29 protein-coding genes and 1 tRNA gene are annotated in these 26694 nt (G+C 70.5%); 18 read left to right on the top strand and 12 right to left on the bottom strand.

What is annotated here, in order from left to right; all coding sequences use genetic code 11:
• Window positions 1-23 precede the first annotated feature (23 nt).
• The 5 genes from fabF to ACIA1L_RS04735 form a co-directional block, all read right to left on the bottom strand.
• Window positions 24-1250: a beta-ketoacyl-ACP synthase II gene (gene fabF, locus ACIA1L_RS04715; protein WP_396071153.1), complete on the bottom strand. Its 1227-nt coding sequence runs from the start codon at window positions 1248-1250 to the stop codon at window positions 24-26.
• Between the two features lies 1 nt (window position 1251).
• On the bottom strand, window positions 1252-1494 hold the full coding sequence (locus ACIA1L_RS04720) for an acyl carrier protein (protein ID WP_396071154.1): 243 nt from the start codon (window positions 1492-1494) through the stop codon (window positions 1252-1254).
• 56 nt (window positions 1495-1550) lie between these two features.
• Window positions 1551-2501, bottom strand: coding sequence for a beta-ketoacyl-ACP synthase III (locus ACIA1L_RS04725; protein ID WP_396071155.1), 951 nt, complete (start codon window positions 2499-2501; stop codon window positions 1551-1553).
• 31 nt (window positions 2502-2532) lie between these two features.
• On the bottom strand, window positions 2533-3702 hold the full coding sequence (locus tag ACIA1L_RS04730) for an acyltransferase domain-containing protein (protein ID WP_396071156.1): 1170 nt from the start codon (window positions 3700-3702) through the stop codon (window positions 2533-2535).
• A gap of 165 nt (window positions 3703-3867) precedes the next feature.
• Window positions 3868-5061: a PucR family transcriptional regulator gene (locus ACIA1L_RS04735; RefSeq protein WP_396071157.1), complete on the bottom strand. Its 1194-nt coding sequence runs from the start codon at window positions 5059-5061 to the stop codon at window positions 3868-3870.
• Window positions 5062-5288: 227 nt separating this feature from the next.
• On the opposite strand from ACIA1L_RS04735, the gene ACIA1L_RS04740 reads away from it, so the two are divergent.
• The 4 genes from ACIA1L_RS04740 to ACIA1L_RS04755 all read left to right on the top strand — a co-directional run bounded on the left by ACIA1L_RS04740 (window position 5289) and on the right by ACIA1L_RS04755 (window position 7475).
• Window positions 5289-5519, top strand: a complete 231-nt coding sequence (locus ACIA1L_RS04740; RefSeq protein ID WP_396071158.1) for a hypothetical protein — start codon at window positions 5289-5291, stop codon at window positions 5517-5519.
• Window positions 5520-5601: 82 nt separating this feature from the next.
• Complete coding sequence (locus ACIA1L_RS04745; protein WP_396071159.1) at window positions 5602-6168, top strand: TetR/AcrR family transcriptional regulator; 567 nt, start codon at window positions 5602-5604, stop codon at window positions 6166-6168.
• A gap of 66 nt (window positions 6169-6234) precedes the next feature.
• The gene (locus ACIA1L_RS04750; protein WP_396071160.1) at window positions 6235-6711 is read left to right on the top strand and encodes a sigma factor-like helix-turn-helix DNA-binding protein; all 477 of its coding nucleotides are present in this window, start codon (window positions 6235-6237) and stop codon (window positions 6709-6711) included.
• On the top strand, window positions 6708-7475 hold the full coding sequence (locus tag ACIA1L_RS04755) for a hypothetical protein (RefSeq protein ID WP_396071161.1): 768 nt from the start codon (window positions 6708-6710) through the stop codon (window positions 7473-7475). Before ACIA1L_RS04750 ends, ACIA1L_RS04755 begins: the two co-directional genes overlap by 4 nt.
• Here ACIA1L_RS04755 and ACIA1L_RS04760 read toward each other — a convergent pair.
• The 3 genes from ACIA1L_RS04760 to ACIA1L_RS04770 form a co-directional block, all read right to left on the bottom strand.
• Complete coding sequence (locus ACIA1L_RS04760) at window positions 7472-8161, bottom strand: hypothetical protein (protein ID WP_396071162.1); 690 nt, start codon at window positions 8159-8161, stop codon at window positions 7472-7474. The two genes, ACIA1L_RS04755 and ACIA1L_RS04760, sit on opposite strands and share 4 nt — an antisense overlap.
• 319 nt (window positions 8162-8480) lie before the next feature.
• Window positions 8481-9890, bottom strand: a complete 1410-nt coding sequence (gene gltX / locus ACIA1L_RS04765; RefSeq protein ID WP_396071163.1) for a glutamate--tRNA ligase — start codon at window positions 9888-9890, stop codon at window positions 8481-8483.
• 36 nt (window positions 9891-9926) lie between these two features.
• Window positions 9927-11180, bottom strand: a complete 1254-nt coding sequence (locus ACIA1L_RS04770; protein ID WP_396071164.1) for an MFS transporter — start codon at window positions 11178-11180, stop codon at window positions 9927-9929.
• Between the two features lie 93 nt (window positions 11181-11273).
• Between ACIA1L_RS04770 and ACIA1L_RS04775 the strand changes: the two genes are divergently transcribed.
• Complete coding sequence (locus tag ACIA1L_RS04775) at window positions 11274-11807, top strand: dihydrofolate reductase family protein (protein ID WP_396071165.1); 534 nt, start codon at window positions 11274-11276, stop codon at window positions 11805-11807.
• Window positions 11808-11852: 45 nt separating this feature from the next.
• On the opposite strand, the gene aceE is transcribed toward ACIA1L_RS04775, so the two are convergent.
• Complete coding sequence (gene aceE / locus ACIA1L_RS04780; RefSeq protein WP_396071166.1) at window positions 11853-14591, bottom strand: pyruvate dehydrogenase (acetyl-transferring), homodimeric type; 2739 nt, start codon at window positions 14589-14591, stop codon at window positions 11853-11855.
• Window positions 14592-14730: 139 nt separating this feature from the next.
• Complete coding sequence (locus ACIA1L_RS04785; RefSeq protein WP_396071167.1) at window positions 14731-15135, bottom strand: YjbQ family protein; 405 nt, start codon at window positions 15133-15135, stop codon at window positions 14731-14733.
• Between the two features lie 194 nt (window positions 15136-15329).
• Between ACIA1L_RS04785 and ACIA1L_RS04790 the strand changes: the two genes are divergently transcribed.
• The 8 genes from ACIA1L_RS04790 (at window position 15330) to ACIA1L_RS04825 (ending at window position 21034) form a co-directional block, all read left to right on the top strand.
• Complete coding sequence (locus ACIA1L_RS04790) at window positions 15330-17618, top strand: thiamine pyrophosphate-dependent enzyme (protein ID WP_396071168.1); 2289 nt, start codon at window positions 15330-15332, stop codon at window positions 17616-17618.
• Between the two features lie 94 nt (window positions 17619-17712).
• A complete protein-coding gene (locus ACIA1L_RS04795; RefSeq protein WP_396071169.1) occupies window positions 17713-18144 on the top strand; it encodes a DUF3052 domain-containing protein in 432 nt (143 codons plus the stop codon).
• 82 nt (window positions 18145-18226) lie between these two features.
• On the top strand, window positions 18227-18691 hold the full coding sequence (locus ACIA1L_RS04800; protein ID WP_396071170.1) for a peroxiredoxin: 465 nt from the start codon (window positions 18227-18229) through the stop codon (window positions 18689-18691).
• A 35-nt stretch (window positions 18692-18726) separates the two neighbouring features.
• Window positions 18727-18801: transfer RNA gene (locus ACIA1L_RS04805), tRNA-Val, on the top strand.
• 88 nt (window positions 18802-18889) lie between these two features.
• Window positions 18890-19426, top strand: coding sequence for a hypothetical protein (locus ACIA1L_RS04810; protein ID WP_396071171.1), 537 nt, complete (start codon window positions 18890-18892; stop codon window positions 19424-19426).
• A gap of 45 nt (window positions 19427-19471) precedes the next feature.
• A complete protein-coding gene (locus ACIA1L_RS04815; RefSeq protein ID WP_396071172.1) occupies window positions 19472-20044 on the top strand; it encodes an NUDIX domain-containing protein in 573 nt (190 codons plus the stop codon).
• Between the two features lie 80 nt (window positions 20045-20124).
• Window positions 20125-20628: a GNAT family N-acetyltransferase gene (locus ACIA1L_RS04820; protein ID WP_396071762.1), complete on the top strand. Its 504-nt coding sequence runs from the start codon at window positions 20125-20127 to the stop codon at window positions 20626-20628.
• Entirely contained in the window at window positions 20621-21034 is a 414-nt protein-coding gene (locus tag ACIA1L_RS04825) for a DUF1810 domain-containing protein (protein ID WP_396071173.1), read from the top strand. Before ACIA1L_RS04820 ends, ACIA1L_RS04825 begins: the two co-directional genes overlap by 8 nt.
• A gap of 64 nt (window positions 21035-21098) precedes the next feature.
• Here the strand turns inward: ACIA1L_RS04825 and ACIA1L_RS04830 are convergent, their stop codons facing one another.
• Window positions 21099-21557 carry a GNAT family N-acetyltransferase gene (locus ACIA1L_RS04830; protein WP_396071174.1) on the bottom strand — a complete coding sequence of 153 codons (459 nt, stop codon included), beginning with the start codon at window positions 21555-21557 and terminating at the stop codon, window positions 21099-21101.
• A gap of 10 nt (window positions 21558-21567) precedes the next feature.
• A complete protein-coding gene (locus ACIA1L_RS04835; RefSeq protein ID WP_396071175.1) occupies window positions 21568-22422 on the bottom strand; it encodes a TIGR02569 family protein in 855 nt (284 codons plus the stop codon).
• A 52-nt stretch (window positions 22423-22474) separates the two neighbouring features.
• On the opposite strand from ACIA1L_RS04835, the gene ACIA1L_RS04840 reads away from it, so the two are divergent.
• The 5 genes from ACIA1L_RS04840 (at window position 22475) to ACIA1L_RS04860 (ending at window position 26592) form a co-directional block, all read left to right on the top strand.
• The gene (locus ACIA1L_RS04840; protein ID WP_396071176.1) at window positions 22475-23104 is read left to right on the top strand and encodes a maleylpyruvate isomerase family mycothiol-dependent enzyme; all 630 of its coding nucleotides are present in this window, start codon (window positions 22475-22477) and stop codon (window positions 23102-23104) included.
• Window positions 23105-23180: 76 nt separating this feature from the next.
• A complete protein-coding gene (locus tag ACIA1L_RS04845; protein WP_396071177.1) occupies window positions 23181-23750 on the top strand; it encodes a hypothetical protein in 570 nt (189 codons plus the stop codon).
• Window positions 23751-24157: 407 nt separating this feature from the next.
• Window positions 24158-24451, top strand: coding sequence for a barstar family protein (locus tag ACIA1L_RS04850; RefSeq protein ID WP_396071178.1), 294 nt, complete (start codon window positions 24158-24160; stop codon window positions 24449-24451).
• Between the two features lie 355 nt (window positions 24452-24806).
• Complete coding sequence (locus ACIA1L_RS04855) at window positions 24807-25691, top strand: hypothetical protein (RefSeq protein WP_396071179.1); 885 nt, start codon at window positions 24807-24809, stop codon at window positions 25689-25691.
• Window positions 25692-26004: 313 nt separating this feature from the next.
• Entirely contained in the window at window positions 26005-26592 is a 588-nt protein-coding gene (locus ACIA1L_RS04860) for a helix-turn-helix domain-containing protein (RefSeq protein WP_396071180.1), read from the top strand.
• Window positions 26593-26694: the final 102 nt, after the last annotated feature.

Raw genomic sequence — 26694 nt, forward strand, 5'->3', positions numbered from 1 at the left:
GTTCTCCAAAGTGGGATGAGGGGTCACGCGCGGGTGAAGACGAGCGCCACGTTGTGGCCCCCGAAGCCGAACGAGTTGTTCATCGCGGCCGCGATCTCCAGCGGGCGCGCCTTGTGCGCGGCCACGTCGAGGTCGAGCCGCTCGTCCGGGTCGTCCAGGTTGATGGTGGGCGGGACGACGCTGTCGCGGATCGCCAGGATGGTGGCGATCGACTCGAGCGCGCCCGCGGCACCGAGCAGGTGACCGGACATCGACTTGGTGGAGGTGAGCACCGGGTGGTCGCCGACCGCGGCCCGGATGCCCCGGATCTCGCCCATGTCGCCGACCGGGGTGGAGGTGGCGTGCGCGTTGACGTGGGCAATGTCGGCGCCGGTCAGGCCGGCGTCGCGGATCGCCTTGGTCATGGCGCGGATGCCGCCGCGGCACTCCGGGTCCGGCTGGACGATGTCGAAGCCGTCCGAGGTGATGCCGGCGCCGGCGAGCCGGGCGTAGATGGTGGCGCCGCGGGCGATGGCGTGGTCGGCGCGTTCGAGCACGAGCGCACCGCCGCCTTCGCCCAGGACGAAGCCGTCGCGGCCCTTGTCCCAGGGGCGGGAGGCCCGTTCCGGGGCGTCGTTGCGGGTCGACATGGCCCGCATCGAGGCGAACCCGGCGATCGGCAGTGGGTGGATGACCGCCTCGGTGCCGCCGCAGACGACCACGTCGGCACGGCCGGCGCGGATCAGGTCGAGGCCGAGCGACATCGCTTCCGCACCGGTGGCGCAGGCGCTTGCCATCGAGTGGACGCCGGCCTGCGCGCCGAGGTCGATGCCGACCCAGGCGGCCGGGCCGTTGGGCATGAGCATCGGCACGGTGTGCGGGCTGACCCGGCGCGGCCCGGAGGCCTCCAGGATGTCGTCCTGGTTGAGCAGGGTGATCGCGCCGCCGATGCCGCTGCCGAAGCTGACGGCGAGGCGCTCGGGGTCGAGACCCGAGTCGGCGAGGCCGGAGTCGGCCCAGGCCTGGTGCGCGGCGACCAGTGCGATCGCCTCGGAGCGGTCGAGCTTGCGCAGCCGGACCCGCTCGATCACCTCGGACGGGTCGACCGCCAGGGAGGCGGCGATGCGGACGGGCAGCTGGCCGGCCCACTCCTGGGTGAGCGGAGCCACCCCGGAGCGGCCGGTGAGCATGGCGTCCCAGGTGGACGCGACGTCCCCGCCGAGCGGGGTCGTCGCGCCGAGCCCGGTGACGACGACGTCAGTGGAGCTCATGTCAGTGGTTCGCCTCGATGAAGGACACGGCGTCGCCGACGGTCTTGAGGTTCTGCACCTCGTTGTCCGGGATCTTGACGCCGAACTTCTCCTCGGCGGCCACCACGACCTCGACCATGGAGAGCGAGTCCACGTCCAGGTCGTCGGTGAAGGACTTCTCCTCGGCGACGTCTTCCGGGTTCACCCCGGCGACCTCCTCCAGGATCTCGGCGAGGCCGGAGGTGATCTCAACGCGGGTAGCCATTGTTCGGTGGTTCCTCTCGATGGTGGGTGAAAACTCGTCGGGCCTCGCATCCGCCGCTACGGGCAGCGGATGACCTGCCCGGCGTACGTGAGGCCGCCGCCGAAGCCGAAGAGCAGCACCGGGGCGCCCGAAGGCACCTCGCGCCGTTCGATCAGCTTGGACAGGGCCAGCGGCATGCTTGCCGCCGAGGTGTTGCCGGACTCGACGAGGTCCTTGGCGACGACCACGTCGGGACCGAGGCCCAACCGCTTAACGATGCCGTCGATGATTCGGGTGTTGGCCTGGTGCGGAACGAAGGCGGCAAGTTCCTCCACCTTGACCCCGGCCCGCTCGCAGGTCTGCAGCGCGAACGGGGCGAGCGCGGTCGTCGCCCAGCGGAAGACGCTCTGGCCCTCCTGCTGGATGTACGGCCGCCAGCCCTCGATCCGCAGCACGTCGCCTTTCTCCGGGGCGGAGCCCCAGAGCACCGGGCCGACGCCGGCCTGTTCGCCGTCGGCGACCGCGGTCACCACGGCAGCCCCGGCACCGTCGCCGAACAGGACGGCGGTGCTGCGGTCGGTCCAGTCGACCAGGTCGGACAGCTTCTCGGCGCCGATCACGATGGCGTTGCGGGCGGCGCCGGCGCGCATGGCGTGGTCGGCGGTGGCGAGGCCGTACGAAAAGCCGGAGCAGGCGGTGTTGAGGTCGAACGCGGCCGGTGCGGTGACGCCGAGCCGGGCGGCGACCCGGGTGGCGACGTTGGGGCAGCGGTCGACCGAGGAGCAGGTGGCGACGATGACCATGTCGATGTCCGCGGCGGTGAGGCCCGAGCTCGCCAGCGCCTTCTCGGCGGCGAAGGTGGCCATGTCGGCGACCGTCTCGGTGTCCGCGATCCGGCGTTCGGCGATGCCGACCCGGTCCCGGATCCACTCGTCGTTGGTGTCGACGATCGTGGCGAGGTCGTCGTTGGTCACGATCCGCGAGGGCTGATAGTGGCCCATCGCGACGATGCGGGATCCCGCTGTCATCCTGCTGCTCCTTCGGTCACGCTCGGCGGGGTCATTCCGGCTGCCCGATGCGGGCGACGGGCTGACCGGGGGCCACCGGGTCGTCGTGGTGGGCGAGCCACTCGGTGAGTACGCCCGCAGCGTGCGCGGCTACCTCGACCGGTCCTTGCCGGGTCACCACGGCGCCGATGACCTGGCCGGTGCGGACGGCCGCGCCTTCCTCGAGGCCTTCGGCGGGCTCGAAGGTGCCGGCGCTGGATGCCACGACCACGCGGAAGACCGGCGTCGGTTCGAGGCTGGGGACCATCCCGTGCCGGGCGGCGAGGTCGCGGGCTGCGGGCAGGTCGTCCGGCGTGTTGAGGGTGACGATCTCCGGCGCGTTGTCGCCCTTGAGTTCGCGCTTGACCAGGCCGGCAAGGGTGCCGGCCGGCGGCAGCTCGATGATGCCGGTGACGCCGAGGTCGCGCAGGGTGCGCATGACCAGGTCCCAGCGGACCGGTGCGGTGACCTGGCGAACCAGGCGCTGCACCATTTCGCGGCCGTGGATGACGGCGGAGCCGTCCAGGTTCGACAGCAGGATGCGGGCCGGGTCGGCCACGCTGACGCCGCTGGCGACCGCGCCGAGCGCCTGCTCGGCGGGGGCCATGTACGGCGTGTGGAACGCGCCGGCGACGGCGAGCGCCCGGACCCGGGCTCCCTCCGGCGGCTCGGCGGCGAACTTGCCGAGGGCGTCGAGGGCGCCGGCGGCGACGATCTGGCCGGCGCCGTTGCGGTTGGCGGGATAGAGGCCGTGCTGCTCGATCGCGGCGACGACGGTGTCGGCGTCACCGCCGAGGACGGCGCTCATGCCGGTCGGTTCGAGGGCGCAGGCGGCGGCCATCTCCCGGCCGCGGACGCCGGCGAGGGTGATCGCGGCTTCGGCGGGCAGCACGCCGGCCAGGGCGGCGGCGCCGAGCTCGCCGACGCTGTGGCCGGCGACCAGGCCGACGTCGTACATCGGGAGGTGCTCGGCGGCGAGCAGGGCGGCGGCGACCAGCAGGGGCTGGGTCCGGGCGGTGTCCTTGATCTTGTCGGCGTCGGCCTGGGTGCCGAGGTGGATGAGGTCGACGCCGGCGAGGGCGGACCACCACTTCAGGCGGGCTTCGGCACCGGAGAGTTCGAGCCACGGGGAGAGGAAGCCGGGCTTCTGGGAGCCCTGGCCGGGCGAGAGTACGGCGAGCACGTCCTTGACTCTTCCGGATGTGAACCCGTTCCGCGGTTGCCGCCGGCGACCAAACCCTACGACCGGCGTTGTGGGGTTCCTACAAACCCGGCTCTATTTTGTCCGTATCCGTGGGTATTTCTGGGCATACCCGTGACGTTTCGCCGGCCGACTCGTTGCCGTGAGCTAGCTCGCAGGATCGAGCCGTCCGATGGTCAGCGCCATCCGCAGCGCGAACGCGTCGCGGCCGTCCAGAGGGGACAATCCGGTCACTTCGGCGACCCGCTTGAGTCGGTACCGGACGGTGTTGGGATGCACGAACAACTCGCGGGCCGCGCTTTCCAGCACGCCGCCCGTGCTGAAGAACGCGTCCAGGGTCTCCAGGAGGCCGCCGCCCGCCCGGGTCAGGGCGCCATACACGTCGTGGCGCAACGCGCGGCGGGCTTCGGAGTCGCCGGCCAGGGCTCGCTCGGGCAGCAGAGCCTCCGCGGCGACCGGGGTGGGAGCCGCGGGCCACGCTTGGGCGGCCCTGAAACCGGACAGTGCCGCCCGCGCCGATTCGGTGGCGTGATCCAGCGACGGGACGGCCGGGCCGACGACCACCGGCCCCTCGCCGAAGGCGGGGGCGAGTTGTTCCGCGATCGCCATCGGGTCGGCGGCGCCGCCCATCACCACCACCAGCCGGTCGCCGTGCACGCCGCCGATCACCTCGACCCGGGCGCGTCGGGCGGCGCGGTAGACGGTGTGCAGGACGGCGGTGTGGTCGCCGCCGGGGGAGCGCCCGACCACCACGGCCACCGGCGGAGCGTCGGCCCAGCCCAGTGCGGCTGCCCGGCTGGCGAGGACGTCCGAGGAGTCGCCGCGCAGCAGGGCGTCCACCAGCAGGGCCTGCAGCCGGGCGTCCCACGCGCCCCGCGACTCGGCGGCCCGGGCGTAGACCCGGGCCGCGGAAAAGGCGATCTCCCGGGAGAACTTGAGGATGGCCTCGGTGAGAGCGCCCTCCTCACCAGCCGCAGCCAGGTGGCTGACCTGGGACTCGGCGACGTCGATGGTGACTTTGATGAGCTGCACGGTCTGCGTCAGCGTGATCGAGCGGGCCAAGGCGCGGGGTGCGGCCGCGAAGACCTCGTCGGAGATTTCCTGGGTGCCGGCCGCGGTGCCGCCGGAGCGCAGCCACTCGACCAGGGACCGGACGCCGGCCTGGGCCACCAGCATGATCGAGGAGCGTTGGTCCGCGGGCAGTGCCCGGAACCAGGGCAGCGTCTCGTCCATCCGAACCACGCTCGCCGAGGCGAGATCACCGGCGCTGCGCTCGACCCTGCGCAGGGTGGCCGCCAGAGGAGGGCGCTTCGCCGCCCCAGGCCTGCCGCGCTCCGCCACCCGCCCAGCATGTCAGGGGGCGGGCGAGACGGGAGTGTCGCGGACCACATTGCCGTGACTTTTGGGAGATTTGTCCGTAATCGCGGTGCGCCTTCCCCCCAGTTTCGGTCGGTGACCTGGCATGGTGTCGTCCTAGCGCCGCACGGACCGGTCCCCGCAGAGGGTCAAGCCGGGCGTCGCGGTGCCGATCAGACCCCAGTACCGGCGCACGGCGGAAGGAGGCGGACATGACCGAGCACGAAGGCGTACGTACCGAAGCAGAGCACGACGCCGAGGAAGCCGCGCCCGACGCCGCGCTCGCCGTACGGCCGGCCGGTGACGAGCCGACCGACGACGTCCCGCACCGGGGCGGCTGCCGGTCGGAGCTGCGCGGTTGGGCCGGCGCGCACCTGCACGGAGCCGTGCGACCGCGGCGGCGTGCGGCCGGCCGTGGTCGGCCACCCGGCCGTTGGTGCTAAACCCTCACCCGGGGGAGTGACTGCCGGCGGCGCTGCGGCGCGTCCAGCGTCCGTGCAGGTCGACGGCCGACACGGTAGGGCAGTGGACGACAAGAGACGGCTGATACTCGACCAGGCCCTGGCCCTCGTCGACGAGCGCGGGCTGTCCGCCATGTCCATGCGCGCGGTGGCGGAACGGGTAGGCCTCACCTCGATGGCGCTCTACCCGTACGTGGGGGGTAAGGACGCGCTGCTGGACGGTCTGGTCGACCTGCTGCACCTGGAGCTCGGCTCGGCGTACGGCGACGACCCGGCGGACATCGACTGGCGGCAGCGACTGCGGGCGCTGGGTCGGGCGGTGCGCGAACTGTCCCGCCGGCACCCGTCGGCGTACCCGCTGCTGCTCAACCGCCCGTCGCCCGGCGGCTCCTGGCTGACCGCGGCCCTGCGCAACACGTTGCACGATGCCGGTGTGCCCGCCGCTGAGGTGCCGCGGTTGACCCGGATGATCTGCGCCTTCCTGCTCGGCTACACGACCGGCGAGGTGACCGGTGGCCTACCGTCCGGCAGCCTGGATCCGGAGAACGAGGTGGAGAATTCCGCCGCCGAGTTCGACGCGGACCTCGACGACCTGATCCGGCTCGTGGAGGTCACCATCCGGGTCGTGTGACCCCCGTTCCGCGTCGGCGCCCCCGTCCTATGCCCTATAAAGGTGCAAAAGGTACGGAGGAACGCGATGACCGACGACTATGTGGCTCAGCGGTACGTCCACCTGCGCCGCGCCGCGTTCCTGATGTGCGGCGACTGGACCCGCGCTGGCGATCTCGCCCGCGCCACCCTCGCCCGTGCGTTGACCGATCCCGATGTCGGCGACCTGGACCTGTGGGCGTACGGGGACCTGATGGCCGCCTTCAAGCCGTCGCACAGCCGCCGCGAGCATGTCTTCGTCGCCCCGCCGGAGCCCGCCGACCGCGGGGCCGCCGACACGGACGCAGCGCTCGGCGACGTCTACACCGTGCTTGTGCTGGACGCGCTGCGCCGGCTGCCGCCCAAGTGCCGGGCGGTGCTCGTCCTGCACCACTTCTGCCATCTCGCCGTTGCCGAGACCGCGGACGTGCTCGGCCTGGACGGCAACAAGGTCACCGAGTACGAGGCGGAGGGCCTGTCGGCCTTCAACGCCCTGCTCCGCGCGACCCAGCCGGTGGCGTCATGAGCGCCGCCATGACCGCTGTCCTGGAACAGGCCTGTGCCGGCGAGCCGCCGATCGACGACGCGGTCCAGGACATCTTCCGCCGCGCGGATCGGCTGCGCCGCCGCCGCGCCCGCTCGGTGATCCTCGGTGGGATGGCCGCCATCGTGGTCGTCGTGCTGCTCGGGTACGCGCTCACCACGGTCTTGTTACCCGGCCCGAAGCCCCGCTCGGCCGCCGCGGTGCCGGTCGCCCAGCCGCGCCCGTCCGCCGAGTTGGATCCGGTGCTGAACATCCTCGTCGGTCCGATCGAGGCGAAGGACCGCAGCATCGTGCCCCGCCTGCCCGCCTCGGGTTCCGGCTGGCGGCAGTACGCGGTGACGGAATCGGACGGCCGCCCGCACGGCCTGATCGAGGTGGCCGTGTTCGACGCACCGGCCGGGCTGTGTCTGCCGGTGCTCGCCGACGAGACCGCGTGCGCCCGCCCGGATCGCACCAAAGCCGGCATCGAGTACGCCCGCTACGCCGACACCGCCGACGAGGACTGGCAGGTCCGTCAGGTGATCGCCCGCCGCACGGTCGACGGCCGCACAGTCGCGGTCCAGGCCACGGGCGAGCGGGGCACCGGCGACGGTGAGCAGGGCGAACCGCCGCTGACCGGCCGCGAACTGGCCGACGTGGCGACAAACCCCAAGCTGCTGGACGCCTTCGGCCTGGGGGAGCGCTGCAACGCCCCCGCCCCGGCCTGCCCCATCTTCAAGATCCCGGTGCGCCCGTCCGGCGACTAGATCCGGCGGCGGACCAGGAAGGCGACGCCGCCCAGGCCGATCAGGACCACGACCAGCACGGCCGCGTTGATGAGGAACAGGTTGCGCATGTCGCCGGCGATCTCGTTGCCGATGGCGACCGGGTCGAGCTCCTTGCGGTCCACCTCTTCGCCGATGCCGCCGCCGATGCCGCCGGTGACCACGTCCGGCTTGGGCTTGAGCGGGGCGCCGGTGAGCCGCAGCGACTCGGACATGGTGAGCCGGCCGTAGAACCAGCCGGCGCTCGCGGTGCCGTTCGGCTGCTTCTCCGGGCGGTAGGCCCGCGGCCCGCCGGCTGCCAGCGGATAGAGGTCGTACTGCTGGGTGGGCTTGTCCTTGGCGATCACCGTGATGGTGTACTTCGGACCGAGCTTGTCGGAGCCGGGCTTGTTCGTCGTGGGCTCGGCGGCCGACAGCCAGTTGACCTCACTGAGCATGCGCTGGAAGAGGTCCGGCCGGTCGGCCTGCTGGACGACGATCTCCGGGCTGTCGGTGCCGGCAATCTGCAGCGTGGTCGGCAGCGTCGCCTTGGTCGTCGCGGCCGGGGACTCCTCCCGGTGCGGTAGCGGAGCGGCGTGCGCCGCCGAACCGATTCCGGTGCCGAGCACCGCCGCCGCGGTCACCAGACCGGCTGCCGACGCCAGCTTTCCGAAGATCCCTCGTGCCATCGTCGGCCTCCCCCGCCTGCGTGATGGTCTATGCCTGCGCTGCTCGGGTCCTGCCTCCAGACTCTCCCGTGGCGTGCTCCGAGCGCACCCAGGGCCGTGGCCTTTTGGAGCTATCAGAGAAACGCTGAGGAAGAGCAGTGATGACCGCTGATCAGCGCGCGAATAGTATCGAGCTGGCGCAAGCTGTGGGTGCCCGGATCACCCGACGTGCTGAGAGTCATACTCCAACGACGGGTGGCGATGGCGCGATCACTGTCGGATGAGGTAATGCGCGCGCCGGGAGCCCCGACGCGCGCATTCTCTGGTGCTGACAGGCAGTTCAGCCGAGCTTCGCCCGGGCAGCGGCGAGCCGGGCCAGGGTCCGTTCCCGGCCCAGCATCTCGAGCGATTCGAAGAGCGGCAGGCCGATCGTGCGTCCGGTGGCGGCGACCCGGACCGGCGCCTGGGTCTTGCCGAGCTTGAGTCCGCGCTCCTCGCCGACGGCTTCGAGCGCGGTCTTCAGCGGCTCAGCCGTCCACTCGTCGAGCGCACCGAAAGCGGCCGCGGCGGCGTCGAGGATGTCGCCGGCGCCCTCCTTCATGGCCTTGTTCCAGGACTGCTCGTCGGTTGCCGGCTCGTCGAGGAAGAGGAAGTCGACGTATTCCACGATCTCGCTGAGCACCGCGATCCGGGTCTGAGCCAGCGGCGCGACCGCGGCGAACACCCGGGTGTCGAACGCGGCCGGGTCCCACGGCGGTGCCGGGATGGTCGAGGTGCCGGACAGCCAGGGCGCGCAGACCGACGCGAACTCCTCGGCCGACAGCGCCCGGATGTATTCGCCGTTGAAGGCGCGCAGCTTCTTGACGTCGAAGAAGGCGGGGGCGTGGTTGACGCCTTCGAGCTTGAACTCCGCCAGCACGGTCTCCCAGGGCACGATCTCCCGGTCGCCGCTGGGCGCCCAGCCGAGCAGCATCAGGTAGTTGCGCATCGCGGCGGCGAGGTAACCCTCGTCGCGGTACGACTCGAGGGCCACCTTGTCGCGGCGCTTCGACAGCTTCTGCCGCTTCTCGTTGACGATGACCGGGACGTGCGCCCACACCGGCGGCTTCACGCCCAGCGCCTCCCACAGCAGCTGCTGCTTGGGGGTGTTGGGCAGGTGCTCCTCGGCCCGGATGACGTGGGTGATGCCCATGGTCATGTCGTCGACCACGTTGGCGAGCAGGAACACCGCTGTGCCGTTGCTGCGGGCGATGACGAAGTCCTCGAGGAGCTTGTTCTCGAAGGTCGGCTCGCCGCGGACCAGGTCGACGACCACGGTCGCGCCCTCGTCCGGCGTACGGAAGCGCAGGGCCCGACCCTCACCCGGGCCGAGCGCACGCTCCCGGCAGAAGCCGTCGTAGCCGGTGTGGGTGTTGCCGGTGCGCTGGATGACGTCGTCGCGGGCGCAGTCGCAGTAGTACGCGCGGCCTTCGCCGTAGAGCCGGGTGGCGGCGGCGGTGTGCTCGGCGGCGTAGGTCGACTGGAAGTAGGGGCCTTCGTAGGAGCCGCGCTCGATGCCGATCCAGTCGAGGGCCTGGATGATGCCCTCGGTCCATTCCGGACGGTTACGGGCGGCGTCGGTGTCCTCGATCCGCAGGACGAAGGTGCCGCCGGTCTGCTGGGCGACGATCCAGTTCTGCAGCGCCGAGCGGGCGCCGCCGACGTGGAACATTCCGGTCGGAGAGGGGGCGAAGCGTACGCGTACAGTCACGAGACCAGCCTACGGCGCCCGTCACCCGGATAACCGTCAGGGCACCGAGCGGATCTGCACCACCAGCACCGCGCCGAGCAGGGTGACCCCGGCCGTGGCCGCGTAAAGGGTCGGATAGCCGCCAAGGTGGGTGACGATCGGGGCGGCCAGTGCCGGCCCGAGCACCTGCGGCGCCGCGGTGGCAATGTTGATCACGCCGAGGTCTTTGGCCCGGTCCACCGCGGTGGGCAGCACCTGGGTGATCAGCGCGGTGTCCACGGCCAGATACACGCCGTAGCCCGCGCCGAGCAGCACCGAGCCCACCATCGCGACCGGCCAGGTGGGCCAGATCGCCAGCAACAGGGCGGCCACGGCGATGGCGACGCCGGACCACACCACGTAGATCTTGCGGCGGCCGGAGCGGTCGGACAGCCGGCCGCCGACCACGGCCGTGGCGACCATGCCCACCGTGTAGAGCAGGATCATGATCAGCAGGCCGGTGTCCGGGTCGTCGAGCCGGACCTCGTCGGTGAGGAAATACAGCAGGTAGAGCGTCCCGAGCGCGTTGCCGAGCTGGACCAGGAACCGGGTGCCCCAGGCCCACACGAAGTCGGGATGCCGGCGCAGCACCCGCAGGATCGATTCGCCCGGCGGCCGGGCGGTGGTGGTGGCGGGCAGCGGATCGTCCGGCGTCAGCAGCGCGAACGGCACGGCCAGCACGATGAGTCCGACCGCCATCGCCACGTATCCGCTCAGCGTGCCGGTGACGACGGCGGTGACCAGGACGGCGCCCAGCACGAGCCCGAGCGCCTGCGGCATGCCGATCCAGCCGGACACCTGGCCGCGCTGCGTGACCGGCACCCGGTCGGGCACCGCCGCGCTCAGGGTCGCGAGCATGACGTTGAGGCCGGCCATCGTGCCTGCCCAGCCCAGCGCCACCCCGGCCACCGAATGCTGCACCCCGAGGAAGAGCAGGGAGATCGCCGCGAGGGCGGCACCGCCGAGGGTCCAGACGTGCCTCCTTCCGTACGCGCGACTGCCGATCTTGAAGCGCGACCGATCCGACCAGGCCCCCGCTGCGGGGTTGACGATGATCGCCACCAGGGCGCCGATCGCGGTGACCCAGCCCAGGGTGACCTCTTTGTCGGCGGCGCCGATCTCGGCGATCTGCTCAGGCAGCAGCACCTGCACCGGGGTGAAGAAGACCATCCACAGTCCCAGGTTGGCCGCGAAGAGCAGGCCGATCCACGAGCGCCGGACGGGTACTACCGGCTCGGCCAGTGCGGCCGGGGCGCCCTGCGTGACACTCATGGTCCCCCCTGGGGAAACGCGAAAGTGTCTCGGACTCTAACGGGCCCCGGTCTCCTTCGGAAGAATCATCGCCGGCGGGCTTACGATCAGCGGATGGGCAAGCTGGTGGCGGTCTCGTACGTAACTCTCGACGGTGTCTTCGAGGAACCGGCCTGGAGTGGTCCCTACTTCAACGACGAGCTCGGCAGCTGGCAGGAGGCGAACCTCACCGAGGCCGACGCGCTGCTGCTCGGCCGCAAGACCTACGAGGGCTTCAAAGCCGCCTGGCCGCAGATGGAAGCCAGCACCGGCGACTTCGGCAAGAAGATGAACGGGATGCCCAAGCACGTCGCCACCACCACGCTGACCCAGCCCGAGTGGAACGCCAGCTTCCTGACCGGCGAGGTCCACGAGGCGGTCGCCGCGCTCAAGGCCGAACCCGGCAACCTGCTTCTCAACGGCAGCGCCGACCTGCTCAACTACCTGACCCGACACAACCTCGTCGACGAGTACCGGTTCATGGTCTTCCCGGTCGTCGTCGGCGAGGGCCGCCGGCTCTGGCACGAGGGCACCAAGGTGGCGCTGAGCCACACCGGCTCGTGGACCACCAAGACCGGCGTCGAAGTCGTCTCCTACATCCCCGCATAGCAAAAAGGGGGATGCGCCAGGCGGCACATCCCCCTTTAGCTGTGACTAGCTGTCGCCGCCGGTCTCGCCCACCGGGGCGGCGTTCACGTCGTCGATCGCGTACTTCTTGGCGGCCTCGGCCGGCACGTGCGCCGGCACCTTGCCGCGCAGCGCGAGCTGACGCAGCGTCGCCACCGTCACCGACTCCGCGTCCACGTGGAAGTGGCGGCGCAGCGCGTGCCGGGTGTCGCTCATGCCGAAACCGTCCGTGCCCAGCGACGTGTAGTCGTTCGGCACCCAGCGGCTGACCAGGTCCGGCACTGCCCGCATCCAGTCGCTGACCGCGACCACCGGGCCGTCCGTGCCCTCCAGCGCGGTCTGCACGTACGGCTTGCGCGGCTGGTCACCCGGGTGCAGCAGGTTGTGCTCCTCGACCTCCACCGCGTCGCGGCGCAGCTCGGTCCACGAGGTCACCGACCACACGTCCGCGGCCACACCCCAGTCCTGGGCCAGCAGGTTCTGTGCCTTGAGCGCCCACTGCATGCCGGTGCCCGACGCGAGCAGCTGCGCCCGCGGGCCGGTGGTCTCCGGCGCCGCGGCGTACCGGTACATGCCCTTGAGCAGGCCCTCGACGTCCACGTTCGCCGGCTCGGCGGGCTGCAGGATCGGCTCGTTGTAGACGGTGAGGTAGTAGAAGATGTTCTCCTGCTGCTCGCCGTACATGCGGTGCAGGCCGTTCTCGATGATGTGCGCGATCTCGAACGCGAACGCCGGGTCGTACGCGACCACCGCGGGGTTCGTCGCCGCGATCAGCAGCGAGTGGCCGTCCTCGTGCTGGAGACCCTCGCCGTTCAGCGTGGTCCGGCCGGCCGTGGCGCCGAGCAGGAAGCCGCGGGTCATCTGGTCCGCCGCCGCCCACAGCTCGTCGGCGGTGCGCTGGAAGCCGAACATCGAGTAGAAGATGTACAGCGGGATCATCGGTTCGCCGTGCGTCGCGTACGAGGTGCCCGCGGCGATGAAGCTGGCCGTGGAACCGGCCTCGTTGATGCCCTCGTGCAGGATCTGCCCGGTGGTCGACTCCTTGTAGGACAGGAACAGCTCCCGGTCCACCGAGGTGTACGTCTGCCCGTGCGGCGAGTAGATCTTCTTCGTCGGGAACAACGAGTCCATGCCGAACGTCCGGGCCTCGTCCGGGATGATCGGCACCCAGCGGGCGCCGAACTCCTTGTCCTTCATGATGTCCTTGAGCAGGCGGACGAACGCCATCGTGGTGGCGACCTTCTGCTTGCCCGAGCCCCGCTTCACGTCGCCGAACCGCGCCGACTCCGGAATCGCCAGCGGGATGCTCTTGGTCCGCCGGGTCGGGATCGAGCCGCCCAGCTCCCGCCGCCGCTCCCGCAGGTACTCGATCTCGTCCGAGTTCTCGCCGGGGTGGAAATACGGCGGGAGATACGGGTTCTCTTCCAGCTGCTTGTCGGAGATCTCCAGGTAGAGCCGGTCCCGGAAGCCCTTGAGGTCGTCCAGGGTCAGCTTCTTCATCTGGTGCGTGGCGTTGCGGGCCTCGAAGTGCGAGCCCAGCGTCCAGCCCTTGATGGTGTGCGCCAGGATCACCGTCGGCTGGCCGGTGTGCTCGGTGGCGGCCTTGTAAGCCGCGTACAGCTTCTTGTAGTCGTGGCCGCCGCGCTTGAGGTTCCACACCTCGTCGTCGGACATGTGCTCGACCAGCTTGCGGGTGCGCGGGTCGCGGCCGAAGAAGTTCTCCCGCACGTACGCGCCGGACTCGCCCTTGTAGGTCTGGTAGTCGCCGTCCGGCGTCACGTTCATGAGGTTGACCAGGGCGCCGTCGGTGTCGGCGGCGAGCAGCGGGTCCCACTCGCGGCCCCAGACGACCTTGATCACGTTCCAGCCGGCGCCGCGGAAGAACGCCTCCAGCTCCTGGATGACCTTGCCGTTGCCGCGCACCGGGCCGTCGAGCCGCTGCAGGTTGCAGTTGATCACGAAGGTGAGGTTGTCCAGCTCCTCGCGGGCGGCCAGCCCGATCGCGCCGAGCGACTCGACCTCGTCCATCTCGCCGTCGCCGAGGAACGCCCAGACGCGCTGCTGGCTGGTGTCCTTGATCCCGCGGTTGTGCAGGTAGCGGTTGAACCGGGCCTGGTAGATCGCGTTCAGCGGGCCGAGGCCCATGCTGACCGTCGGGAACTCCCAGAAGTCCGGCATCAGCCGCGGGTGCGGGTAGGACGGCAGGCCGCCACCCGGGTGCGACAGCTCCTGCCGGAAGCCGTCCAGGTCGTGCGTGGTCAGCCGGCCCTCGAGGTACGCGCGGGCGTACATGCCGGGGGAGGCGTGGCCCTGGAAGAAGATGTGGTCTCCGCCGCCGGGGTGCTCCTTGCCGCGGAAGAAGTGGTTCATGCCGACCTCGTAGAGGCTGGCGCTCGACGCGTACGTGGAGATGTGGCCGCCGACGCCGATCTCCGGACGCTGCGCGCGGTGCACCAGCATCGCCGCGTTCCACCGGATGTACGCCCGGATCCGCCGCTCCACGAACTCGTCACCCGGGAACCACGGCTCCCGCTCCGGCGGAATCGTGTTGATGAAGTCCGTCGAGGTCAAGGGCGGTACGCCCACCTGACGCTCCCGGGCCCGCTCGAGCAGGCGCAGCATCACGTACCGGGCGCGCTTGGCGCCGCGCTCGTCGATGACCCCGTCGAGGGAGTCGACCCACTCGCCGGTCTCCTCGGGGTCGATGTCCGGAAGCTGGCTCGGTAGGCCGTCGCTGATCACCGGGCGCTTGCGTTCCGTGGCCACAGGCATTCCTCTTGGTCGGGTGCGGGTAGGACGGGTGAATGGTTCCATCCTGCCCCCTGGCGGTGGCTGGCGTCACGCCTACCGTCCGGCTACGCGATGCTCGCCACAGGTACTGACCAGTAACTTCGGCGCGGGACCCTCAACCTTGGAGAAAGCTGAACCGCACCTGGCGTTCCGGGTTGTCGCCATTGGGGTCCACGAGGCAGATGGACTGCCAGGTGCCGAGCGCGATCCGGCCGGCCAGCACGGGCAGTGACGCGTACGGCGGGATCCAGGCGGGCAGCACGTGGTCCCGGCCGTGCCCGCGTGAGCCGTGCCGATGCCGCCACTTGTCCTCGGCGGGCAGCAGATCCTCGATGGCCGTCAGCAGGTCGTCGTCGGACCCGGCCCCGGTCTCGATGATGGCGAGCCCCGCTGTCGCATGCGGCACGAACACGTGCAGCAGACCATCGCCGCGGCCGTCGACGAACCGCTCGGCCTCGGCGGTCAGGTCGCGCACGACCGGTCTGCCACCAGTCCGCACGGTGATCACGATGCTGTCCATGCCCGCGAGTCTTACAGGTAGAGGTCCATGACCAGGAAGGACGCCCCTACGCTCAGGAACCACAGTCCGCACAGCACGACCCGGCCCGCACCGGCCCATATCGACATGCATCCAGCCGACCACGCCTCATCGCACGCCCGCAGCCGAATCGCCCGCGGTCATCCGAGCGGTGGCGGGTCTGTCCAGGGTCGGCAATGCTGATGCGGGTGACCACCCCGCAGCACCTCGACGAGTGGTTCCGCGCCGCCGTCACGGCCCTGGAGCCGGACGACCCGCCCGCGCCGGGCGGCTCCCGGTCCGCCGAGGACCCGGTGTGTGCCGGCTCCGCGCTCACCGGGGCCGTCGCCCGGCAGCTGTTCGACGCGCAGGTGACCAGCCGACACCTCGATCTCGCCGCCCGCTGGCTGCGCGGCTTCGACGAGGGCTTCTACACCATCGGCTCGTCCGGCCACGAAGGAAACGCCGCCGTCGCCGCCGCCCTACGCCCGGACGACCCCGCCCTGCTGCACTACCGCTCGGGAGCGTTCTACTGTGCGCGCGCCGCCAACCGTGCACCGGACGACTCCGCGCTCCTCGACGCCGCCCGAGACGTCCTGCGTGGCGTCGTCGCCTCAGCCGCCGAACCCCTCGCCGGCGGCCGGCACAAAATTTTCGGCCGCGCGGACCTGCACATCATCCCCACCACGTCGACCATCGCCTCGCACCTGCCCCGAGCCGTCGGTCTCGCGTACGCCCTCAGCGCCGCCCAGCCGGGTGTCACCCCACCCTGGCCGGCCGACGCGATCGCCGTCGCGTCCTTCGGCGACGCCTCGGTCAACCACGCCAGCGCCACAGCCGCCCTCAACACCCTCGGCTGGTACGCCCACACCGGCCGGCAGCTGCCCCTGCTGCTGGTCTGCGAGGACAACGGCTACGGCATCAGCGTCGCCTCCCCGCCGGGCTGGGTCGCCGAAACCCTGCGCGCCCGACCCGGCCTGCGCTACCTCGCCGCCGACGGGTGCGATCCGGTGTCCGCGTACGACACCGCGCGTGCGGCTGTGGAGTGGGTGCGGGAGCAGCGGCGGCCGGCCGTGCTGCACCTGCGGACGGTGCGGCTGATGGGGCATGCGGGGGCGGACGCTGAGGTCGCGTACCGAAATCGGGCGGAAATCGCCGACGACCTCGCGCGTGACCCGCTGACCGGAACCGCCCGCCGCCTGGTCGCGGGTGGCTTCGCCACCGGAGCGGCGCTGCTGGCCCGCTACGACGAACTGGGCTGGCAGGTCCGCAAGATCGCCGAGGAAGTGCTCGGCGAACCCAAACTCGCCACCACGGCCGAAGTCGTGGCGCCGCTGGCTCCGCGGCGGCCACTGCGCACCGCCCGGCACATCGCCGACACCGCCACCCGGGCCCGCGGGGCCGGCTCCGCGGCCCGCCTGCGCGCCTTCGGCGGCAAACTGCCCGAGAACGGCGGCCCGCTCACCCTCGCCCGGACGATCAACGCCACGCTCACCGACGCCCTGCTCACCCACCCCGAAGCCCTCGTGTACGGCGAAGACGTCGCAGCCAAGGGCGGCGTCTACGGCGTCACCAAGAACCTGCTCGACCGCTTCGGCCCCGACCAGGTCTTCGACACCCTGCTCGACGAGACGTCCATCCTGGGCCTCGGACTCGGCACCGCGTTGGCCGGCCACCTCCCCATCCCCGAAATCCAGTACCTGGCCTACCTGCACAACGCCGAAGACCAGCTCCGCGGAGAAGCCGCCACGATGGCCTTCTTCTCGCAGGGCGCCTTCCGCAACCCCATGGTCGTCCGAGTCGCCGGGCTGGCCTATCAGGAGGGCTTCGGCGGCCACTTCCACAACGACAACTCGGTGGCTGTGCTGCGCGACGTACCCGGAATGGTGTTGGCCGTGCCCGCCCGGCCGGCGGACGCCGCACCCATGCTGCGGTCCTGCCTGGCCGCGGCAGCCGTCGACGGCACCGTCAGCGTGTTCCTGGAGCCCATCGCGCTCTACCACGCCCGCGACCTGTTCCAGCCGGGCGACGGCGAGTGGCTGGCGCCGTACGCGCCGCCGGAAGAGTGGCAAACCGCGCACGTGCCGATCGGCCGGGCCCGCACCTACCCGGTCGGCGCAGCCGGCGACCTCACCATCGCGACCTTCGGCAACGGCGTCCGGATGGCACTGCGCGTCGCCGCCCGCCTCGCCGACGAAGGATTCGGGTCCCGAGTGGTGGATTTGCGCTGGCTCAGCCCGCTCCCGGTCGCCGACCTGCTCCGCGAGGCGTCGGCGACCGGCCGAATCCTGATCGCCGACGAAACCCGCCGCTCCGGCGGCGTCGGCGAAGGAATCCTTGCGGCCCTGGTAGACGGCGGTTTCGTCGGCTCGGCCCGGCGAATAGCGGCCGCGGATTCGCTCGTTCCACTGGGTCCGGCAGCGCAGCACGTCCTGATCGGGGAAGATGCGATCACACAGGGCGCCCACGCCCTGCTGGCACGGTAAATTGCCACACACGCGGTGCGCCACTTGCGCGCACGGCCCCGAGTGTGTGGACTACCCCCACAGAATGTCGTGAACAGCAAGGAGGAATTCGACAGTGAGCGCGACCGCTGGTCAGGCCGACGGCGTACGCAGCCTGGCGGACCGGTTCGGCCTCGAGCCGAACATGGTGGTCATGGAGATGGGCTACGACGACGATGTCGACGAGGCCCTCCGTGACGCCCTGACCGAACGCGTGGGTGATTTGGTCGACGAGGACACCGACGAGGTGGTCGACGCGGTACTGCTCTGGTATCGCGACGGCGACGGTGACCTCTTCGAAGTCCTCACGGATGCCCTGGGCCCGCTCGCGGACAGCGGCGTGGTGTGGCTCCTGACCCCCAAGGCGGGCCGCGACGGCCACGTCGAACCGAGCGAGGTCAGTGAAAGCGCACCCACGGCTGGCCTGCAGCAGACCTCCACGGTGAACGCCGGCAAGGACTGGACCGCCGCCCGGCTGGTCTCCCCACGCGGAGCCAAGAAGAAGTAACGGCACCCGCAACTCTGCGGTCGCCAGCCGCGCGGACCTTGCCGCCGCGCGGCCATTCGGCGCGGCCGTTTATCGTTACCGCATGCTGATCGACGTGGGCACCGAAGCGCCGGAATTCACCCTGAAGGACCAGAACAACCAGGAGGTCACCCTCGCTGACTTCCGCGGCCGCAAAGCGGTGCTCCTGGTCTTCTACCCCCTCGCCTTCACCGGCACCTGCCAGGGCGAGCTGGCCGAGATCAAGGACAACCTCCCGGCGTACGCCAACGAGGACGTCCAGGTCCTCACGGTCAGCGTCGACTCCGCCTACAGCCACAAAATCTGGGCGGAGCGGGAGGGCTACGAATTCCCGCTCCTCGCCGACTTCTGGCCGCACGGCGGGGTCGCCCAGGCGTACGGCACCTTCAACGACGAGGCCGGCTTCGCCAACCGCGGCACCTTCCTCATCGACAAGGCCGGCGTGGTCCGCTTCGCCGAGATGACCGGCCCCGGCGAGCGGCGCGACCAGGACGGCTGGCGGAAGGCCCTGACGGAGCTGGTCGGCTGACCGGGTAGGATGACGACTCCGGTTTCTGCGGAGCCGGGCGCGTAGCTCAGTGGGAGAGCACTCGCCTTACAAGCGAGGGGTCGCAGGTTCGAAACCTGCCGCGCCCACCATCCTTTCCGGCCTTCATCTCGGCTTGCCGGGCCTTCATCTCGGCGAATGCCCCACCCAGGGCTTCCGCCAGCATGCTTCAGTTGCCTGATGGAGCGTCCGTACCGCTGGCCGCTGGTCGCGGCCATGATCCTCGCCGCGGCCCAGACCGCCGGATGCACTGATGACGACGTGATCGGTGCCGACCCCGTGCCGGCGGCCCCTACCGGCGGGACCCTCGGAGAGCTCCGTCAGCAAGCGGCCGCCGTGCTGGCCCACCACGACGCGACCACCGACTCCTCGCCTCCCGCCTCCAGCGCCCCGTCCTGGAGCTCCGCCAACGGACACTCCATCACCTCTGCTCGGGGCGCACCGGGCAGCACCCGGCTGACCGTCACCTTCACCGGCACCAAAGGTCCGGCGACCGAACCGTGCGGCGCCGACTACTACGCCGAATCCGTCGAATCCGCCACCGCCGTGGTCGTCGTCCTCATGGCACAGCCGCACTCGTACGGCGAGTTGTGCACGCTGCAGGGCTTTACCCGTACCGCCGACCTCAATCTGGCCCGACCGTTGGGCCAGCGTGTCGTCCTCGAGATCCGCGAAGGCCAAGCGGTGCAGGTGGAGCCCGCCCTCTTCACCGACTGATCAGCTCGCTGTCCACGCGCTGCGGGCGACATCGGATACTGGGGTGTGACCGAAGAGCGTGCGATCGAGTCGACCCGGTGGACCATCCATGGCGAGCGGATCGTCGATGGCTCGCGCCGGGCCCGGTTGAGCATCGCGGACGTCGAGCTCCCCGACGGGGTGCGCTTCGAGCAGTACGTCATCAGGGCTCCTCAGTCGGCGATGGTCGCCGTGGTGGACGACCGATGGCGCCTGCTCATGATGTGGCGGCACCGGTTCGTGATCGACCGGTGGGTCTGGGAGCTCCCCGGTGGCTACGTGGACGAAGCTGAGGACCCGGCAGAGGCTGCTGCCCGGGAGGTCGAGGAAGAGACCGGATGGCGGCCCCGCTCGCTGGAGCCGTTGGCGTCCTTCCAGCCTTGGGTCGGCACCGCGGACGCGGAAAACCTGCTGTACCTGGGCCGGGGTGCGGACTTCATCGGCGGGACGACCGACGTCAACGAAGCCGAACGCGTCGCATGGGTGCCGCTGGACGAAGCAGCCGCGCGCATCGTCCGTGGTGAAATCGTCGGTGCAGCCTCCATCATCGCGATCTACGACCTGATCGCTCGGCGGCAGCGCGGGGACTTCGCCGCTTAGCGCTGGCGGTTCCGAGGTAGCTATCGAAAATGGCGTTGCCTGAGTTCCCGCGCACCGACCAGGCTGGGCGGGTGATCGAGATGCGGGTGGTGACGCCGGATGACTGGCGGCTCTGGCGGGAGTTGCGGCTTCTCGCGCTCGAGGAATCAGCGTCCGCGTTTGGGTCGCAACTCGCCGACTGGCAGGGTGACGGTGACCGGGAGGAACGCTGGCGTGCGCGGCTTTCCCTTCCCGGCTCCTACAATCTCCTTGCGATCACTGCCGGCCGACCCGTTGGCATGGCGAGCGGCATTCCTAACGAAAACAAGCGGACCATCGAGCTGATCTCGATGTATGTGGCGCCGAGCGGCCGGGGTCAGGGCGTCGGCGACCGCCTGGTCCAAGCGGTGGCGCAGTGGGCAGTGCAGGCCGGTGCGCGAAGGCTGCGACTGGCTGTCGTTGCCGGTAACAGCCATGCGGAAGCGCTGTATCGGAGGCAGGGGTTCCGGGCTACGGGTGAACTCGGCGAGGTCCTGCCCGATGGCGTACGGCGGGAGCACATCATGGCGGTTGAACTGGACGGCGAGGGGACCGGGCATGGCTGAACTTGAGCGGTTCGTGGCGGCGCAGGCGCCGGTTTATGACCGGGCGTTGGGTGAGTTGCGGGCGGGGGAGAAACGCAGCCACTGGATGTGGTTTGTGTTTCCGCAGATTGCCGGGCTGGGCTTCAGCCCGACCGCCCGCACGTACGCGATCAGCGACCTTGCCGAAGCCCGCGCCTACCTAGCTCATCCGGTTCTCGGCCCGCGGCTGGTCGAATGCGCGCAGGTACTACTGGACCTGGAAGGCCGGACCGCTCAACAGATCTTCGGCTATCCCGACGAGCTCAAGTTGTGCTCGTCGATGACACTGTTCGCCCGGGCAGCGGACGACCCCACCGTGTTTCAGGCGGTACTCGACAAGTACAACGGCGGGGACGTGGACGCCGCCACTGTGGAACGGATCAGCTGAGGAGAGCTTCGACGCGGTCGGGTCACGATTTCGGTAGCGCAGGCTCGGAGCAGAACTGTCGCCCTCACAGCAGTTTGCGCATCTGCAGCGACGTGGTTTCGTAGCCCTCCTGCTCGTACAGCTTCCGGGCGCCCGCGTTCTGAGCGAAGACGTTGAGGCCGATGGAGGTCACGCCTCGGGTGCGGCACACGTCCTCGGCGGCGCGCATGATGGCCCGGCCGTACCCGTGGCGGCGTTGGTCTTCCCGCACCACGATGTCGAAGATGTAGGCCTTCTGGGCGGCGATGTTCAGCCAGATCATGCCGACCTCGACGTCGTCCGCGTGAGCGAGCCAGAAGAACTGGTCGGGGCTCGACAGGCCGCCGGGCAGCAGGCGTACGAAATCGGCGGTGGCTTTCTCGCGCGCCTCGGCCAGCGACATCGCGCCTGACTCGGCAACCTGCTGGGCGTAGTCCTCCTCGGCCGTTTCGCGATAGGTCGCGAAGTCTGTCTCGGTCATCGGTTCCAGTCGCACGTCTGCCACGGACGGAACCCTAGACGGTGTGGGCGGCATAGGCGATCACCTCGTGCACCACCGGTTCGTAGGCTTCGCGGGGTTCGTGGGTCCAGCCGGCCGCGGCCCAGGTGGCGAGCCGGAAAATGGTGGCGCGGACCAGGAGCTGGCCCCATTCCGGAAGGTGCGACCACCGCTGCGCCGTGGTGAGGTCGGCGCCGTGCCACACCATCGCATCGACGACGGCCACCGCGGTGGCCCAGCCGGGTGGTCGCCAGTAGGCCGCCCAGTCGATCACGGCCGGAGGCAGACCGTCCGCGAACAAGACGTTGCCGAGCAGGTCCCCGTGGACAACTTGCTCAGCCAGGTCAATCGGACGCCGGACGGCCAACAAGCGAGCCAGCAGCGGTTCGCCGAGGTGTGCGGAGAAGCCGAGCGGTCCGCCCGGGTCGGTGGAGGTGCCCGGCGGTTCGCCTGGGGCGGGGGAGTCGCCGAAGGCGAGCCTTTCCCCGTACGCCCAGGGGTCGGTTCTGGTGCGCAGGAAGCCGGGCCGTGGCAGGTGGGCGACCGCCTCGTGGAATGCGGATCCGGTGCGGATGACGTCGTCGACGCGCTGCTGATCAGGCTGGCCCGCGACCGCGCGGGTCGCCTCCCAGCCGCCGGCCACCCAGTCGCCGTTCGCGGCGCGGATCGGCCGGGCGATGCGGAACAGCGGCGACTCGGGCAGCGCGTCGAGGACCTCGCCTCGCCAGCGGACCTCGTCATCGCCTTCCGCCGGTTTGACCACCACGTCGCCCGCTCGCCAGGTGCCGCCCTTGCCGCCGGAGAGGCGCACGGGCTCGGCGGTCGCGCCGAATGCCCGCAAGACTTCCGGTGGGGGACGGTGATCTTTCATGGGGTCATTCAACCGCGCCGAACCGATCTTGGCGGACCGATAGCCTGAGCCTGTGGATATCCGTGCCGCCATCGCCGACGAACGCCGTGCCATCGCCGATCTGCTCGACTCGTTGGACGCCCAACAGCTGGACTCGCCGAGCCTCTGCGGCGAGTGGACGGTCAAAGAAGTAGCAGGTCACCTGCTTGCCGCGCTGGTGCGCCCGCCGGTGCCGTTGCTGACGCTGCTGGTCCGCAACAAGTTTCGGCTGCACCGTGCGAATGCTGAGCTGGCCGTCCTGACGGCGAACCGCCCGGCCGTGGAGCTCGCTCAAACCCTCCGAGCCGCGGCGGACCACCCCTTCAAACCACCCCTTGTCGGGTACGCGGGTCAGCTCACCGACCTCCAGGTGCACGGCCAGGACATGCGCCGCCCCCTCGGCCTGCCCCACGACCTGCGGCCAGAACGACTGCAGGCTTCGTTGGAGTTTCTCACCGGTGGCCGCGCGTACGGTTTCGCGCCGCGGCGGCGGCTGGCCGGACTGCGGTTCGAGGCTACCGACCTGGACTGGTTCAAAGGCGTGGGCGAGCTGGTGGTGGGGCCGGCGGAGGCACTGATGATGGCCATGTGCGGGCGTACCGTGGCGTTTGACGATCTCACCGGTCCGGGCTTGCGCATCCTCGGCAAGCGGCTCGGCTGCTGAGCCGCCGATGTTGCCTACCTGACAGTCACGGCAGATTCGCCGGGAACTGTCGGACCCCCACCCTACCGTCCACTCCATGGATAACAACGAATACACGGCGGAGCTTGACCGGCGCCCGCACACCCATCTCGACCGGCACTTCCTGGCGGGTGGCAACACCTACCACCTCACCGCTTCGGGTACGGGTGACGACCGCATCCGGCTGTCCCTCACCGGCTGGGGTCCCGGCGGCGAGGTGGTGAGCGAGATCGGCGGAGGAATCTCGCCCGCCGACCTCCCCGCCGTGGCCGACGCCCTCACCACGACCCTGGCCGGCCTCTCGACCCTGCGCACCCGGCGCAGTGCGTCCTCGGGCCGGATCGCCGAACCGCCACCCAAGCGCTACCCCAACCGGGGCGTCCGCTGGTCCACCGAGGACGACGAGCGGCTGGTGGAGCACTATCGCGCGGGGGTTTCGGAGCGGGACCTGATGGCGGAGTTCGGCCGCAGCCGGGGTGGCATCCGGGCTCGGCTCGAGATCCTCGGCGAAAGCGTGTCGGAGACCGGCCTGCGTTATCCCGACGGCTCGGTCTCCGACCGACAGACCGCCGTCACCGGCGAGCCGTCTGCGCCGAGATCTGCTGTGGAGGGAGTTCCCGCGTCATAGGTGCCGATCGGCCGGACGTGGGTTCCCTGCCCGAACGCACTCGGCGTGTTCCCACCGTCCGGCCCCTTCGGTCCTGTGGGCCGGACAGTGGGACACGTGGCCCCTTCGGCGCTGCCATGGCAGCCAGAACGGCTGCGACGCGACCGTGGACACCGCCTTGCCTGCAGGCATCCGTTGTTCGCCCGCCTCGGATCCTTCCCGGCTGGTATGCGGGCCGATAGCGGTGTGGTGCCCGGGTCGCTGGTGGTGCGGGTCGGTTACCGGTGGAGTGTGCCGGACTTGGCGGGGGCGTTTCCGCTGGCGGTCGCGGGGCACAGTCGACGAGATGCCTGCCACTTTCATGATCACGTGGCGATCCAGGTCGTTGATCAGGGGTCGGGTGGCGACCCGCGACGGAAGGCGAGACGGTGAACGTGGTCATCGACTGCCGGTCCGTGCTCGATGAGGCGGACCTGCACCGGCGGCTGTCCGGAGCACTCGGCTACGGGCCGTACTACCGTCACAACCTCGACGATCTGAGCCGTAAACTCGCGGCCGGTGATCCCCGCCCCTTACAACTCGTCTGGATCCACGCGGGCAGCCTGCGGCTGGCACTCGGCCTGGAGCTGTACAACCGGTACGTGCGGACTTTGGCAGCGATCGAGACTGCCGACACCGGGCGGGGCTGGAACGAACGATTCGTCTTCCGAGTCTTCGAATAGCGTTCGCCGACTGCTGGTCGTCCGAGAAGCCGGCACTGCCGGGACTCGCTTGGACGGGCAGGCAGGCGGGGATAGGTGGGGTGGGCAGGAGGGCAGATAGGCAGACGGGCACGCGGGCACGCGAGTAGGCGAGCACTGACAAGCGGGCGGCGGGTGCGGGGCGGGGCCCTCGCGGGCACTGCGCCGAATGGCGCCACGGTCGCACCCGCGCTGCACCTTAGGCCAGCTCAAGTGCGGTCGGCTGGACCCGATTCCTCTGGTACCTGCGGACGGCTCCGTGGGTGAGCGGGCCCGGCCGTACCCCCTCGGCGGCCGGGTCCGCTCGGCTATCAGACGCGGGTGGAAGGGGTGCGCCGTGACCGGACTCCCGGGTTCGCCCGTCGGGGCCGACCACCTGTTTGTCGGGGTCGACCACGAGAAGATCGTGGTGTCGCCGTACCCGATCAAGATGCGGACCGGGCGCGCTCGGCGGGACCGACAGGGGTCGGTTACCGAGGTGGTGCCGGTGCGGCCGAGTGGCCGCAGCCGCGAGGTGCGGGTGCGTTTCTCCTCCCAGCTCGCCTTGGCGCTGGTGGTGCTCTCTGCCGTGCTCAGCGCCGTGGGTATCCCGTGGTGGGCGGCGGCTGCCGGATCTGTCGCTTTAGTAACCTTTGTCAGCATTCAGCAGGCACGCGCGGCGCGTAAAGGCACGCTGGCCCTGCCGCGCGGCGAGGACTCGTACGTGTTGCATGCCGCCGAGGAGCGGGTCGCCTACGGGCGGGCGCTGGAGGTGGCGCGCCGGGTTCGGCAGACCTGGCCGGCGCTGCAGCACATGATCGACCCGGTTGACGCCGACCGAAGCCTCACCGCTGCGTTGCGTGAGCTGGCCGCGATCATGAGTCGGCGCCAACAGATCCGTCGGCTCCGTGAAGAGCTGGGCGCTGCCGCCCTGCACAATCTGCCCGCCGGCAGTCCCGCTGTGCAGGCGCTCGCCGAGCAGCGACTCCGGGTGGAAGGGCTGTGGCGGTCCACGGCCGGCGCCGCTAACCGGATCTTGGCGAGCATCAACGCTGCCGCTCTTGCCGGGGAAAACCTGCTTCGCGAACAGCGGGTCGGCGAGACCGCCCGCGAGGCCGAACTGGCGATCTCCCGCCTTTCCGCGGCCGCTTCCGCCCCCGCTGACTCCGGCCCGGAACTCGCCGAACGCACCGCCGCCGTGATCGCCGCCTACCGAGAACTGGCCCCAGACCCCCGCGACTGATCGCCGCCTGCCGAAAGCGGCGCCAGCCCCGCGAACTGGCCCCGGACACCCCGCGCCTGATCACTCGGCTCTTCTGCCCTGGCCCGGGAGGGCCGGGCGACCAGGTCGTGCTACCCCGCCGACACCCTGTACCGTGCGCCGCGCGCCGCGCGCCGACACCGTGAGCCGTGCGCCGTGCGCCGCGCGCCGACACCGTGAGCCGTGAGCCGTGAGCCGTGAGCCGTGAGCCGTGAGCCGTGAGCCGTGCGCCGTGCGCCGCGCGCCGCGCGCCGTGGGTGGCAGGCGGGCCCGCGAGCTGGCAACCTCAATTGCTGTGACAGCAAATGAGGACGTTCTGGCCGCGGTGGGACCTCGCCTGCGGGCACTTCGGCAACAGCACGGCACCACGCTCGCCGCCCTGTCCGAGGTCACCGGCGTCTCCGTCAGCACCCTGTCGCGCCTGGAATCCGGGCAGCGTCGGGCCACGCTTGAGCTGTTGCTCCCGCTGGCGCGGGCCTATCGGGTGCCGCTGGACGAGCTGGTGGGCGCGCCGGCGACCGGGGATCCGCGGATCTATGCCCGGCCGATCAAGCATCGCAGCGGGCAGACGATCATCCCGCTCAGCCGGCAGGCTTCGGGCCTGCAGTCCTTCAAGATCCTCATCCCGGCCGGTCCGCCCCAGGAGCCCGATCCGCAGACCCACGAGGGGTACGAGTGGCTGTACGTGCTGGCCGGCCACCTGCGGATCGTCCTCGGCGAACACGACCTGGTCCTGCCGCCGGGCGAGGCCGCCGAGTTCGACACCCGCGTCCCGCACTGGTTCGGCAGCGCGACAGGGGAGGCCGTCGAACTGCTCACGATCTTCGGTCCACAGGGCGAGCGGATGCACGTCCGCGCCCGCCCCACCAAGAAGTCGCCGTGAACGTCAGCGCTCGATGACGTCCGTAAATGCCCATAACTCGAACGGGGGACTAGTCTACCGTCAAGTAGCCGCATAGGTTGACGGCAACATGGACGCCTCGGA

It is taken from the genome of Actinoplanes sp. NPDC051859, assembly GCF_044452725.1.
GTDB lineage: Bacteria > Actinomycetota > Actinomycetes > Mycobacteriales > Micromonosporaceae > Actinoplanes.

Bases quoted from the DNA above. Each gene is read 5' to 3' on its own strand.
- fabF (WP_396071153.1), bottom strand. From the start codon at position 1,250: ATGAGCTCCACTGACGTCGTCGTCACCGGGCTCGGCGCGACGACCCCG.
- ACIA1L_RS04720 (WP_396071154.1), bottom strand. From the start codon at position 1,494: ATGGCTACCCGCGTTGAGATCACCTCCGGCCTCGCCGAGATCCTGGAG.
- ACIA1L_RS04725 (WP_396071155.1), bottom strand. From the start codon at position 2,501: ATGACAGCGGGATCCCGCATCGTCGCGATGGGCCACTATCAGCCCTCG.
- ACIA1L_RS04740 (WP_396071158.1), top strand. From the start codon at position 5,289: ATGACCGAGCACGAAGGCGTACGTACCGAAGCAGAGCACGACGCCGAG.
- ACIA1L_RS04750 (WP_396071160.1), top strand. From the start codon at position 6,235: ATGACCGACGACTATGTGGCTCAGCGGTACGTCCACCTGCGCCGCGCC.
- ACIA1L_RS04755 (WP_396071161.1), top strand. From the start codon at position 6,708: ATGAGCGCCGCCATGACCGCTGTCCTGGAACAGGCCTGTGCCGGCGAG.
- ACIA1L_RS04760 (WP_396071162.1), bottom strand. From the start codon at position 8,161: ATGGCACGAGGGATCTTCGGAAAGCTGGCGTCGGCAGCCGGTCTGGTG.
- ACIA1L_RS04770 (WP_396071164.1), bottom strand. From the start codon at position 11,180: ATGAGTGTCACGCAGGGCGCCCCGGCCGCACTGGCCGAGCCGGTAGTA.
- ACIA1L_RS04775 (WP_396071165.1), top strand. From the start codon at position 11,274: ATGGGCAAGCTGGTGGCGGTCTCGTACGTAACTCTCGACGGTGTCTTC.
- ACIA1L_RS04785 (WP_396071167.1), bottom strand. From the start codon at position 15,135: ATGGACAGCATCGTGATCACCGTGCGGACTGGTGGCAGACCGGTCGTG.
- ACIA1L_RS04790 (WP_396071168.1), top strand. From the start codon at position 15,330: ATGCTGATGCGGGTGACCACCCCGCAGCACCTCGACGAGTGGTTCCGC.
- ACIA1L_RS04800 (WP_396071170.1), top strand. From the start codon at position 18,227: ATGCTGATCGACGTGGGCACCGAAGCGCCGGAATTCACCCTGAAGGAC.
- ACIA1L_RS04810 (WP_396071171.1), top strand. From the start codon at position 18,890: ATGGAGCGTCCGTACCGCTGGCCGCTGGTCGCGGCCATGATCCTCGCC.
- ACIA1L_RS04820 (WP_396071762.1), top strand. From the start codon at position 20,125: ATGCGGGTGGTGACGCCGGATGACTGGCGGCTCTGGCGGGAGTTGCGG.
- ACIA1L_RS04825 (WP_396071173.1), top strand. From the start codon at position 20,621: ATGGCTGAACTTGAGCGGTTCGTGGCGGCGCAGGCGCCGGTTTATGAC.
- ACIA1L_RS04835 (WP_396071175.1), bottom strand. From the start codon at position 22,422: ATGAAAGATCACCGTCCCCCACCGGAAGTCTTGCGGGCATTCGGCGCG.
- ACIA1L_RS04845 (WP_396071177.1), top strand. From the start codon at position 23,181: ATGGATAACAACGAATACACGGCGGAGCTTGACCGGCGCCCGCACACC.